Here is a 12,169-nt window from a genome sequence, read left to right on the forward strand (position 1 = left end):
ACGAATATATTAATTATTATTAACAATTACACCATCAAAAAAATACTTTTTAAATTTATTTATGATGATATTATCAAAATAAAGTGCAGATAATTAGATCTTTAAAAAAATAAAAGCCTGAGAATATAAATTCTCAGGCTTTGTTATGATTCGAAAATCTTATTCAGGATTTTTAATTTCACCAACTACTGTTTTATGAATTTTCCAGTGTGATTTTCAAGCTTGTAAATATAAATACCTGATGATAAAGATGAAACATCTAAACTTATTTTATTAGAATCTCCATAATTTTTTTGACTCATCACTTCTTTTCCTGTAACGGAGTAAATTTTAATATCGGCAGTTTTACTTACTTGTTCAGGAATTGTAATATTGATAATAGAATCGGTAGGGTTTGGAAAAGGACTTAATTTAGCTAAAAGATTAAATTGATTTGCCGACAATGTACCGTTCAAAGCATAAACATCGATAATTTTACCATCACTTTTAGATGTAACAAGTTTAAAATCTCCACTGTTAGTTTTAATGATATTTGCCCGGTTTCTATCTCCTAAATCATTAATAACATCTCCATTTTCATTCAATAAATACATTTGATTTGATGATCCGGAAATCATAACAATAAACTCGATCAGTGCGTCATTATTAAACAATTTGTCACTTGGTGCATATATACTTATATAACCGGTAGCCGGGATTGGCAATGATACAGATTTGTATAACGAATGATTTTCATTATATAGCTTGATTGAATTATCACCCGAACTAAAGTAGTAATAATATGTAGCACTTTCGGTATTGAAAGAAAACGAATAATTAGAATATAGTACCGAATTTGACAGACTATTATCATATGAATGCTCAAGAGAAATTTGGCCTTGTAATTTTACAAATCCTAAAAGTATTGCAATAAGTAATGTTTTTTTCATTTAATTGTTTTAAGGTTTCTATTATTTTTTTTGATGTTTATTTGTGTAACGCCGTTTATTAAAAACTTCTTTGGCTTTTTCCCGCTCTGTAAATATATCAGTTTAGTTTACAAAAATTATTTTTTCATAAAAAAATACACATACTATTAATCGTTTTTTAATTCGTTGGTACATACTCAATTATTTCATCATTTCTGTACTTTTTTTTTACAAGAAATCACTTTACAAAATAAAACTTTTCCTAAATTCGTCTCGAAATTAATCAACCATTAACCTAATCCCAAATTAGTTTATGAAACACCTACTACTCGTATCATTTATGATGATTACCAGCCTAACATGGGCACAATCTGCAACCGCTTATTTTGACAAAGCGATGAAAAAAGCCGAAGCCGGCAATACAAAAGGTGCTATCGCGGATTACACCAAAGCCATCAAAATGAATTCACATTTTGTAGAAGCTTACGCAAACAGAGGCGTGGCAAAATACAAATTAAATGACTTGCAAGGCGCACTTGCTGATTTTACTAAAGCAATAGAATTAGACACCATGAATTCTGATGCCTTTACAGGAAGAGCAAACGTAAACTACAAATTATTGAATTACGACGCAGCAGTCGAAGATTGTTCTTATTGCCTAATGATGAATCCTAAAGATTATGTTGCCTTAAATCTTAGAGGACTTTGTTACAATAAAATGGGTGAAAAGAAGAAATCATGTAAAGATTTCTCTAAAGCAATCGAATTAGGAAGTCAAAGCGCTATCAAAAACAAGGCAACTTTCTGCAAATAAAATTGAATAAACAAAAACACAAGGCAATCTGTAAAATCATTTTTTCAGATTGCTTTTCTGTTAATTACCTTACCGATTCTGTATAAAAGATATTACTACATTTGTTCTATAAATTAATTTTCAATGGCACTTCTTAAAATATTAAACAATAAAGCCAAGACAGACGAAAATTCTGGTTTTGGAACGAATGCAAACAGTTACGGAGGAAGATTTGTAAACAAAAACGGAACTGCCAATATTGAAAAAAGAGGAATGAATTTACTGCGTCGCATTAGTTGGTACCACACCATGATCGACATGCCAAACTGGAAATTCATGTTTATTCTATTTTCGTTTTATATCGTAATCAATTTTATATTTGCTGTTTTATATTATGCAATCGGCATAGAACATCTGGACGGAATTGCGCAATCGCAAAGCGTTTTAACCCAATTTGGTCAGGCCTATTTTTTTAGCGCACAAACTTTTACTACTGTTGGTTACGGACATATTAGTCCAACCGGATTTTTGACCAGCGCTTTATCCGCTGCCGAAGCTTTAATCGGTTTATTGAGTTTTGCAATTGCAACCGGATTATTCTTTGGAAGATTCAGTAAACCAACTGCTTTTTTAAAATTTTCACACAACGCATTAATTTCTCCTTATAAAGAACAAAAAGCATTAATGATTCGGGTTGTTCCTTTTAAGAACACCAATTTTACCGATGCAAAAGCAAAAATCACCTTAGGAATGAGTGTTGAAGAAAATGGCGCCAGAACCAATAAATTCTATACTCTTGATCTCGAATTAGACCGTATAAATGCGCTTTCATTAAGCTGGACATTGGTACATGCCATAACAGAAGAAAGTCCGTTGTATAATTTTACCGAAGACGATTTTAAAAAGACTCATGGTGAAATTCTGGTTTTTATTACCACTTTTGATGATATGTTTAGCAATACAGTCGCAGCACGAACATCTTATACATTTAATGAGATTATTTATGGCGCAAAATTCGAAACAATGTACAACAGAAGCAAAGATGGTACTAAAACGATTTTGTATCTCGACAAATTAAATCAGTATCATACTACAAACTTTTCATAAACCGTCATTATTAATTAAGTTTTAAAGGTAATGTCAGATTTTGTTTTATTTTTGTTCACCCAATTAATGTACAATGATAAACAACATAAAGACTGTTTTCAGCATAAAGGATCTGGAAAACTTATCGGGAATAAAAGCCCATACAATTCGTATCTGGGAGAAAAGATACAATATTCTTGAACCCATGAGAACGGATACCAATATTCGTCTTTATAATTTACATAGCTTACAAAAACTTTTAAATATAACCTTACTGCATGACTACGGTTATAAGATTTCTAAAATATCAACTTTCCCCGAAGAAAAAATCCCACAATTAGTTCGTGAGATAATCTCGAAGAAAAATGCTCAAAACTACGCCATTACTTCATTTAAAATGGCAATGATGAATTTTGACCAGGAAATTTTCTTCCATACATTCGACTGGCTTATTTCTGAAAAATCGTTTAAGGAAGTTTTCAAAGAACATTTTCTTCCCTTGTTAAAAGAACTGGGATTATTATGGCAATCAGAAACGATAACTCCGGCAAATGAGCATTTCATGAGTCATTTGATCAAACAAAAGATTTTAATTTATACTGAGAGTCTTCAAATACTAAAACCAACCCAAACCGACAGGATCTTTGTGCTCTCGCTGCCTTTAAACGAAATTCATCAAATTGGATTATTGTATCTGCAATATGAAATTTTGTCCAAAGGATACAAAACCATTTATTTAGGTGAAAGCATGCCGATCGAAAATCTTCAGGATCTTACCAAACATTTTGAAAATATCACGTTTGTTTCTTTTATGACGATTCAGCCTGATCGCAATGTTATCAATCAATATGTAAAAACGATGGGTCAAAAATTACTTCAAAAAACCAATGAAATATGGCTTATGGGTAAAATGACAGAACATATAGACACCAAAAATCTACCAGACAGAATCAGAATTTTTGACTCGATGGAAGAAACAATAGAATCGATTTAATATTTTGTTTAAAGTTTTTGTATATTTGTTAAACAAATGACAAAAACAATCGCAATAATAGGATCAGGCTTCTCTGCATTAGCCGCTTCGTGTTACCTGGCTCAACAAGGAAACAAAGTCACTATTTACGAAAAAAACGACACAATAGGCGGTCGGGCAAGACAATTTAAAAAAGATGGCTTTATCTTCGACATGGGACCAAGCTGGTATTGGATGCCCGACGTATTTGAACGTTTCTTTCATGACTTTGGCAAAAAAACTTCTGATTATTATGAACTTATAAAGTTAAATCCGGCTTATCGTGTTTATTTCGGCATAAATGACTTCATTAATATTTATGATAATTTAGATGAAATAAAATCTACTTTTGAAAATATCGAAAAAGGAAGCGGCGCAAAACTTGAAGTTTTTATTAATCACGCAAAAAGCAATTACGATATTGCCATCAAAGAATTGGTTTATCGTCCCGGAGTTTCACCATTAGAATTAGTTACGCCAAAAACCATTCTAAAACTCAATCAATTTTTTAGCACAGTCAGTAACGACATTAGGAAAGAGTTTAAAAACGAAAGACTAGTTCAGATTCTAGAATTTCCCGTTTTGTTTCTCGGTGCTAAACCTTCTAAAACACCTTCGTTTTATAATTTTATGAATTATGCCGATTTTGGCTTAGGAACCTGGCATCCAAAAACCGGAATGTTTGATGTAATTCGGGGAATAGAAAAATTAGCTCTTGAATTGGGAGTTACTTTCGAAACCAATTCACCAATCGAAAAAATAATAATCGAAAATAAAACCGCAACAGGAATTTTAATTAATGGAAAAACCATTAATGCAGATATTATTTTAAGCGGTGCCGACTATCATCATACGGAAACTTTATTAGACGAAACATTCAGAACTTATTCCGATAAATATTGGGAAAGCCGTGTATTTGCACCTTCCTCCCTACTCTTTTTTGTAGGTTTTAATAAAAAAATAGAAAACGTTACCCATCATGCTTTATTTTTTGATGTGGATTTTAATCAGCATGCAGCCGATATTTACGATCATCCAAAATGGCCCGATGCTCCTTTATTTTATGCCAACTTTCCATCAAAAACAGATAAAACTGCAGCCCCGGAAGGAATGGAAAGTGGATTTTTCCTTATTCCGTTAGCACCAGGAATAAACGATAGCGAAGAACTTCGAGAGGAGTATTTTGAAAAGATAATCACTCGTTTTGAGCAACTTACGCAACAAGACGTTAAAAAAAATATTATATTTAAGAAGTCATTCTGTAAAAATGATTTTGTAACAGATTACAATGCATACAAAGGAAACGCATACGGAATGGCAAATACATTATTGCAAACCGCTTTTTTAAGACCAAAACTAAAAAGTAAAAAAGTACGTAATTTATATTTCACAGGACAGTTAACTGTTCCAGGACCGGGTGTTCCGCCAGCTTTAATTTCAGGAAAATTGGTTGCCGAGTTAATTCAAAAATCTATTAGACCGTAAAAAAATGAAATCACTATTTGATACAGTTTCCTTTAAATGTAGTAAGTTGGTAACCAAAAACTACAGTACATCCTTCTCGCTTGCGGTAAATATGTTATCGCCAAGCATTAGAGACGGTATTCACAGTATTTACGGGTTTGTTCGGTTTGCAGACGAAATTGTCGATTCATTTCATGATTACGACAAAGAAAACCTCATCAGCGATTTCGAGAAAGAATACTACAAAGCCATAGAAAACGGAATTAGTTTAAACCCGATTTTAAACTCCTTTCAGCATACTGTAAAACAATACAATATTACTGACGATCTTGTTCAGGCATTTTTAAAAAGCATGAAACTCGATCTCATTAAATCAAATTATAACACACAAACAGAATACGAAGATTATATCTATGGCTCTGCTGATGTTGTGGGTTTAATGTGCCTGAAAGTTTTTGTAAAAGGAAACAATCAAAAATACGAGCAGCTCAAAAGTGAAGCAATGCGATTAGGATCTGCTTTTCAGAAAGTAAATTTTCTAAGAGATTTAAAAGATGATAATTTGGTTTTAAACCGTAATTATTTTCCGGGAGTTGACTTAAAATCTTTTGATGAAAATGCAAAAACCGCTATAATCCAGGAAATTGAAGAAGATTTTAAAGTTGCCTATCAGGGAATTATAAAATTACCAATCGAAGCCAAATTTGGAGTTTATACCGCTTATGTTTATTACAAAAAACTGCTTAAAAAACTGAAGAACACACCTTATTATGAAATTGGAAATTCAAGAATAAGAGTTTCAAATTATACAAAAGCCGGGCTTTTAGCGCAATCTTTTGTAACTTACAAATTAAAATTGGTGTAAAAAAATCTACCAATTTTTGTCCTTTCGACTAAGGAGAAATCACATAAAGTAAAGACATACAGTACCTCGCTCTCTGGATGAGATTTCTCCTTCGTAATGACAAACCGAAATTAAAATAATAACTTTAACAATACAAAATGATTTCTTTTTTAATCTTTTTAGGTGTTTTTTTATTCATGGAATGCATTACCTGGCTTACGCATAAGTACATTATGCATGGTCTAATGTGGTATTTTCATGCAGATCATCATCAGCCCAAATACGAAAATACTTTTGAGCGCAATGATATTTTCTTTGTCATATTTGCTATTCCCAGTATAACTCTTTTTTATTTTGGAGTTCAGGGCGGTTTCAACTATTTATTTTTTATCGCCTGTGGCGTTACACTTTACGGAGTATGTTATTTTTTAATTCACGATGTTTTGATTCATCAGCGTTTTAAATGGTTTAAAAACACCAAAAATAAATACCTCATCGGTTTACGAAAAGCACATAAAATGCATCATAAACATCTGGGAAAAGAACACGGAGAATGTTTCGGAATGCTCTTTGTTCCTTTCAAATATTATAAGATGTAATATAATTTGGGCGTTCCCAAAAGGTCGAGCTTTCGTTCCCGCTTTTTTGCGTCAGGCAGAAAAAGCTTGCAACAAAAAGAGCTCCACTGCAAACGTAGTTCACTGAACTCCGTTTAAAATATTAATAGTGAGGTAATCCGTAACTCAAACGTGTCTTCAAGAACAATTGTAATAATTAATTTTCATGAAAGTATATAAATTAGAAACAGTTCAGCATTTAAACGCCACAATTGAAGAATGTTGGGACTTTTTCTCAAGTCCAAAAAACCTCCAAACAATCACACCTAAGAATATGACTTTCGAAATTCAGGATTATGACGGCAAACGCATGTATCCTGGGCAAGTTATCACCTATACGTTAAAACCTCTTCTCGGCATCAAAATAAACTGGATGACGATCATTACAGTTTCCGAAGAAAACAAGTACTTTGTTGACGAACAGCGTTTTGGCCCGTATGCTTTATGGCATCACAAACATTTTTTTGAGCCAACAGAAAATGGTACAAAAATGACAGATATTGTTCATTACGCATTGCCTTTAGGATTTCTGGGCCGTGTAATGAATACTTTGGTCGTGAAAAATAAAGTAAAAAATATCTTTGATTACCGTCGCGCTAAAATCGATGAACTATTCAAAGCTAAAGCATAAATTATTTTTTGCCACAGATTTTAAGATTTAAAAGATTATATATAAAATTAGCCACGAATCCACGAATTAAAATATCTGAAAATTCGTGAATTCGTGGCGAAAAAAAAATCAGCTAAAATCTTTTAATCTGTGGCAGAAAAAAAGAATAACCATATAATGACAAAACAAAAAGTTACCTTTTTCTGGTTTCGACGTGATTTACGTTTAGAAGACAATACAGGATTATTTGAAGCCTTACAATCTAATTTTCCCGTAATTCCGTTATTTATTTTTGACGATGAAATTCTGGAAAATCTTCCTAAAAATGACGCTCGTGTAAATTTTATTTATGATTCACTTCAAAAAATAAATGCTGAACTCTCAGAAATTGACACTTCACTTTTAATTAAAAAAGGAAAAACCATAGAAGTCTGGCAATCACTTCTGGAAGAATTCGATATTCAAAAAGTATTCTTCAATAAAGATTATGAACCTTTTGCAAGCAAGAGAGATTTAGCTATTTCTTCTTTATTAAAAGAAAATAATATCAAAACTTTCTCCTTTAAAGATCACGTTATTTTTGAAGAAAAAGAAATCACAAAAGCAGACGGGCTTCCGTATACGATCTATACACCATACAAAAACAAATGGCTCGAAAAGTACCATCTTTCAGGCCAGGCACCAGAATATGATACAAAACCCTTATTAAAAAATTTTGCAAAAAATCAGTTTCCGTTTCCAAAATTAGCCGAAATAGGTTTTGAAGAAAGCATCATAAAAGTGCTTCCTCATAATTTAACTCAAATTACGAATTATAAAGAAACTCGTGACTTTCCGGCTTTGGATAGTACGTCATATCTTTCGCCACATTTACGTTTTGGAACAGTTAGTATTCGAAAATTAGTAAATTGGGCTAACAAGAAAAATCAAACATTTTTAAGTGAATTAATCTGGAGAGAATTTTTCATTCAGATTCTGTTTAGCTTTCCCAATGTTGTAAATCACAATTTCAAATCGGCTTACGACGGAATTCAGTGGCGTAATAACGAAGCCGATTTTAAACGCTGGTGTTCCGGAACGACCGGTTATCCTATGGTCGATGCAGGAATGCGTCAGCTAAATGAGACAGGTTATATGCACAATCGTGTTCGAATGGTTGTAGCAAGCTTTTTATGCAAACATTTGCTAATTAACTGGCAATGGGGCGAAGCTTATTTTGCAGAAAAATTGTTAGATTTTGAATTGGCTTCAAACGTAGGAAATTGGCAATGGGCAGCCGGAACAGGTTGTGATGCTGCGCCATACTTCAGAGTTTTTAATCCAGAAATTCAACAAAAGAAATTTGACGAAAAAGGAATTTACATTCGCAAATGGATTCCTGAATTTGATCTGGGTTATAATGAGCCAATGGTAGATCATGCTTTTGCAAGAGATCGCGCGATTGCGACTTATAAGGCTGGGATTATTAAATAATAAAAAATAAATTTCAATATAAAAAATCCCAAATTCCAATTGACAAAGTTTTGTAAGCAAAGAAAAAATAAAGACAAAGCAAGTCCCGGAGGGACGTTATATTTATAGAATATATACACGATTGATATAAAGCTCCAGCGGAGCGAAATCTATCTTTTCTTTAAGCTTTGTAGAATATGTCGCCCCTAAGGGGCTCTTTTCAAAAAACGCATAAATTCTATAAATATAACGTCCCTCTGGGACTTACTAATAAAATAATGATTTTTGATATAAAGCGAAAATCAGATCTCTTATTTAAAAAGAAATCTCGCCAAAAAAATTTGACAAAGATTTCCTAAAAATTGGAATTTGGAATTTATCCCGACACTTCGGGATTGGAATTTTATATTCCTAGTATTTCAAATAATTATCGACTTTAATTTTTGCTTTTAAATCAAACATTAAATTATACAAACCGAAGAAAGTACGATTCATGTAAATAAAATGTTTTGAACCGCGATTTCCGTTCATTTTTTTAAGATTGGTATCGTTTGAAAAGCGCTCGCCTAATTTGGCAATATTTTCAAAGAAAGTTTCATCGGAAAAATCGAAAGTTTCGTTTTGAAAAGGTTTTGTGAAAAGTGACAATAAATCATGAAACATTTCTGTAAAATATTCAATTTCCGAAGGCGAATCGTCTGGACGAAGAATTTCTAATTCGAATAATTTTTGATTAAAAAGAGCTGGATCTGTAATTACATTTTTATTGATTAACTCAAAATAAGGCACGTAAAAATCAGCTGGGATTTGTTTCATACAGCCAAAATCTAAAGCAATCAAATTATTTTGATCATCTACCAGAAAATTTCCCGGATGAGGATCTGCATGAACTTTTCTAAGAACATGAATTTGGTACATATAAAAATCCCAAAGTGCCTGTCCTATTTTATCCCCAACTTCACGATCTGTATTTATAGCCGTAAATTCAGAAAGATGAATTCCCGTCATCCAATCCATCGTAATAATTTTCTCTGATGAAAACTCAGGATAATAATTCGGAAAAAGTATATTTTCTATTTTACTGCAAGCTTCAACAACTTCCTTACTTTGTTCCAGTTCTAATAAATAATTGGTTTCTTCAATCAGTTTATCTTCAACTTCCTTAAAATATTTATCAGAGTCTTTTCCCTGCAAATTAAACATTCTGATTGCAATAGGTTTTACCAATGCCAAATCTGAAGAAATACTGTTGGCAACACCCGGATATTGAATTTTAACGGCCAGTTTTTTACCATTTTTAGATGCCAAATGTACTTGCCCAATACTTGCTGCATTCACAGAGTTTGCATTAAACTCATCAAAGATTTCATAAGGTGTTTTTCCAAAATTAGTTTTGAATGTTTTTAAAACCAATGGTGCAGATAATGGCGGAACAGAAAATTGTGACAGCGAAAATTTCTCTACATAAGCCTGAGGCAAAAAATTCTTGTCCATGCTTAGCATTTGCGCCACTTTTAGTGCGCTTCCTTTTAGGCTTTTTAAACCGTCGTAAATATCTTCGGCATTATTCTCATTGAGTTTATCTCGGGTTAAATCGGGATTTACAATTTTTTCGGCATAATGTTTAACGTAGTTTACCCCAATTTTGGCGCCGGTCTGCACTAGTTTTCCGGCTCTTTCTATTTTTGAGGTTGGTATATAATCTATTGTTTTCATTGTTTGTTGTATATTTTTTCTTTGAAAAGAAATTTTCCGAAATCTAAAAGATGGTTCAATGGCGCAACATTCATTAACTCAAACGAAGCGTTTACAGATTTTTCGATAAAAATATCCGTTTTTTCAAAAGCCGGCGACGCATCATTCATCCAGAATTTTATAGTCATCATTAATTGCAGCCAGGCCGATTCCTGAATTCCTTTTTCCTGAAATTTTTGGAATTTTTCCTGCTCAATTCTATAATCATCCGTTAGGATTTCTGAAACATATTCTTTAAAACTTCCTCGAAGCAACGATAATTGCGAAAGGTTTTTTAAAGGATTTCTATCTATTTTTAATGATTGCAGGACGTAGCTTCTATTGGCAGTCAATATTTCGAAAAAAGTAAAGTAAAAGCTCAACATTTTGTTTTTCATATCATACTCCTGATAATCTGCATTTTTATGAAGCAAATCAACTGTATTAACAAAAAAGAGCCTGAAAATTTCTTTTTCTAAACCTTCTAATGTTCCAAAAAAAGCATAAAATTCTGTTTCTTCAAAATCATTTTCTTTTGCAAAATGGTATACAGATTTTGGCTTTTGCCCTTTCTCTAAAATCTCATTCATGTAAAGCGAAACGATATCTTCTTTGCTGATTATCTTCTTTTTAGTATCCATTTTAATTAATTTAGAATTCGCCTTAAAGGTAAGCAATGTTTAATTATCTTTACTAATCGCTAAACAAGATGCACTGTTAAATATATTATAAATCATGTCCAAAAATGTCTTACTTACCGGCGGATCAGGGTTCATTGGCAAATACTTAACCGAAGTATTAATTGCTAATGGTTTTTCGGTTTCTGTACTAAGCCGCGATGATCGAAAAAACACACCTTTAATCACTTATTACAAATGGGATTTAAAAAATGATTTTATCGAGGAAGAAGCCATACTTAAGGCCGATTATATTATTCATTTGGCAGGCGAAGGAATTGTTGAAAAACGATGGACAGAAAAACGCAAAAAAGCAATTCTGGAAAGTCGGACAAAACCAGTCAAACTAATTTTTAATGTTTTAAAGAAGAAAAATAAATCACTGGATGCCTTTATTTCGGCTTCGGCGATTGGAATTTACGGCGCCTATACCCGCAAACAAATTTGTACTGAATACCAGCCTCCGGCAAATGACTTTTTAGGAGTAACCTGCCAAAAATGGGAAGAAGCTGTTGATGAAATTAATTCATTAGGCATTCGAACCGTAAAAGTAAGAACCGGAATTGTTTTTGGAAAAAATGAAGGCTTTCTTAAAAAGATCGCACCATCATTTAAAGCCGGTTTTGGCACCATTATAGGCTCTGGAAAACAGTATTTACCCTGGATTCATATCGAAGATCTGTGCCAGATTTATTTAAAAGCTGTCATAGATCCCGAAATGCACGGTGCGTATAACGCCGCGATTACCGATAATACAACCAATGGCTCATTTTCTAAAATTCTGGCTAACCTTTACGGATATAAAATCTGGCTCCCAAAAGTACCTACATTTTTAATTCGCTTTGCTTTGGGCGAAATGAGTGTTGCCGTTTTGGAAGGACAAAGAGTTTCTTCTGAAAAAATACAAAAAACAGGGTTTGAGTTTCAATTTACCGATATTGAAACTGCGCTTTCTCATAGTTTGTCCTGATT

General features: G+C 32.7%; 12 protein-coding genes. 9 read left to right on the forward strand and 3 right to left on the reverse strand.

From position 1 onward, the window contains the following. Positions 1-185 precede the first annotated feature (185 nt). On the reverse strand, positions 186-929 hold the full coding sequence (locus SD960_RS02825; RefSeq protein WP_318800762.1) for a T9SS type A sorting domain-containing protein: 744 nt from the start codon (positions 927-929) through the stop codon (positions 186-188). 292 nt (positions 930-1,221) lie between these two features. On the opposite strand from SD960_RS02825, the gene SD960_RS02830 reads away from it, so the two are divergent. The 8 genes from SD960_RS02830 to SD960_RS02865 all read left to right on the forward strand — a co-directional run bounded on the left by SD960_RS02830 (position 1,222) and on the right by SD960_RS02865 (position 8,807). Beyond that, positions 1,222-1,722: a tetratricopeptide repeat protein gene (locus tag SD960_RS02830; RefSeq protein ID WP_318800764.1), complete on the forward strand. Its 501-nt coding sequence runs from the start codon at positions 1,222-1,224 to the stop codon at positions 1,720-1,722. A gap of 123 nt (positions 1,723-1,845) precedes the next feature. Then, the gene (locus SD960_RS02835; protein WP_318800765.1) at positions 1,846-2,808 is read left to right on the forward strand and encodes an ion channel; all 963 of its coding nucleotides are present in this window, start codon (positions 1,846-1,848) and stop codon (positions 2,806-2,808) included. Positions 2,809-2,881: 73 nt separating this feature from the next. Continuing rightward, complete coding sequence (locus tag SD960_RS02840; RefSeq protein WP_318800767.1) at positions 2,882-3,781, forward strand: MerR family transcriptional regulator; 900 nt, start codon at positions 2,882-2,884, stop codon at positions 3,779-3,781. 36 nt (positions 3,782-3,817) lie between these two features. Then, positions 3,818-5,284 (forward strand): phytoene desaturase family protein, encoded by a 1,467-nt coding sequence (locus tag SD960_RS02845; protein WP_318800769.1) that lies wholly within the window; start codon positions 3,818-3,820, stop codon positions 5,282-5,284. Positions 5,285-5,288: 4 nt separating this feature from the next. Further along, entirely contained in the window at positions 5,289-6,128 is an 840-nt protein-coding gene (locus tag SD960_RS02850) for a phytoene/squalene synthase family protein (protein WP_318800771.1), read from the forward strand. 137 nt (positions 6,129-6,265) lie between these two features. Then, the gene (locus SD960_RS02855; RefSeq protein WP_318800772.1) at positions 6,266-6,706 is read left to right on the forward strand and encodes a sterol desaturase family protein; all 441 of its coding nucleotides are present in this window, start codon (positions 6,266-6,268) and stop codon (positions 6,704-6,706) included. A 184-nt stretch (positions 6,707-6,890) separates the two neighbouring features. Continuing rightward, the gene (locus SD960_RS02860; protein WP_318800774.1) at positions 6,891-7,355 is read left to right on the forward strand and encodes an SRPBCC family protein; all 465 of its coding nucleotides are present in this window, start codon (positions 6,891-6,893) and stop codon (positions 7,353-7,355) included. Between the two features lie 156 nt (positions 7,356-7,511). Next, positions 7,512-8,807, forward strand: a complete 1,296-nt coding sequence (locus tag SD960_RS02865) for a deoxyribodipyrimidine photo-lyase (protein WP_318800775.1) — start codon at positions 7,512-7,514, stop codon at positions 8,805-8,807. Between the two features lie 390 nt (positions 8,808-9,197). Here the strand turns inward: SD960_RS02865 and SD960_RS02870 are convergent, their stop codons facing one another. Together SD960_RS02870 and SD960_RS02875 are read right to left on the reverse strand one after the other, a co-directional pair. After that, positions 9,198-10,502, reverse strand: coding sequence for an ABC1 kinase family protein (locus tag SD960_RS02870; protein ID WP_318800777.1), 1,305 nt, complete (start codon positions 10,500-10,502; stop codon positions 9,198-9,200). Then, entirely contained in the window at positions 10,499-11,161 is a 663-nt protein-coding gene (locus SD960_RS02875; RefSeq protein ID WP_318800778.1) for a TetR family transcriptional regulator C-terminal domain-containing protein, read from the reverse strand. The genes SD960_RS02870 and SD960_RS02875 overlap by 4 nt, the downstream gene beginning before the upstream one ends. A 94-nt stretch (positions 11,162-11,255) precedes the next feature. Between SD960_RS02875 and SD960_RS02880 the strand changes: the two genes are divergently transcribed. After that, positions 11,256-12,167, forward strand: a complete 912-nt coding sequence (locus tag SD960_RS02880; protein WP_318800780.1) for a TIGR01777 family oxidoreductase — start codon at positions 11,256-11,258, stop codon at positions 12,165-12,167. Positions 12,168-12,169: the final 2 nt, after the last annotated feature.

Source organism: Flavobacterium sp. MMLR14_040, from assembly GCF_033657265.1.
In the GTDB taxonomy this organism is placed as follows: domain Bacteria; phylum Bacteroidota; class Bacteroidia; order Flavobacteriales; family Flavobacteriaceae; genus Flavobacterium.

Excerpts from the sequence above, each read along its gene's own strand:
- SD960_RS02855 (WP_318800772.1), top strand. The coding sequence starts at position 6,266 with ATGATTTCTTTTTTAATCTTTTTAGGTGTTTTTTTATTCATGGAATGC.
- SD960_RS02835 (WP_318800765.1), top strand. The coding sequence starts at position 1,846 with ATGGCACTTCTTAAAATATTAAACAATAAAGCCAAGACAGACGAAAAT.
- SD960_RS02870 (WP_318800777.1), bottom strand. The coding sequence starts at position 10,502 with ATGAAAACAATAGATTATATACCAACCTCAAAAATAGAAAGAGCCGGA.
- SD960_RS02830 (WP_318800764.1), top strand. The coding sequence starts at position 1,222 with ATGAAACACCTACTACTCGTATCATTTATGATGATTACCAGCCTAACA.
- SD960_RS02875 (WP_318800778.1), bottom strand. The coding sequence starts at position 11,161 with ATGGATACTAAAAAGAAGATAATCAGCAAAGAAGATATCGTTTCGCTT.
- SD960_RS02860 (WP_318800774.1), top strand. The coding sequence starts at position 6,891 with ATGAAAGTATATAAATTAGAAACAGTTCAGCATTTAAACGCCACAATT.
- SD960_RS02850 (WP_318800771.1), top strand. The coding sequence starts at position 5,289 with ATGAAATCACTATTTGATACAGTTTCCTTTAAATGTAGTAAGTTGGTA.
- SD960_RS02880 (WP_318800780.1), top strand. The coding sequence starts at position 11,256 with ATGTCCAAAAATGTCTTACTTACCGGCGGATCAGGGTTCATTGGCAAA.
- SD960_RS02840 (WP_318800767.1), top strand. The coding sequence starts at position 2,882 with ATGATAAACAACATAAAGACTGTTTTCAGCATAAAGGATCTGGAAAAC.
- SD960_RS02865 (WP_318800775.1), top strand. The coding sequence starts at position 7,512 with ATGACAAAACAAAAAGTTACCTTTTTCTGGTTTCGACGTGATTTACGT.
- SD960_RS02825 (WP_318800762.1), bottom strand. The coding sequence starts at position 929 with ATGAAAAAAACATTACTTATTGCAATACTTTTAGGATTTGTAAAATTA.
- SD960_RS02845 (WP_318800769.1), top strand. The coding sequence starts at position 3,818 with ATGACAAAAACAATCGCAATAATAGGATCAGGCTTCTCTGCATTAGCC.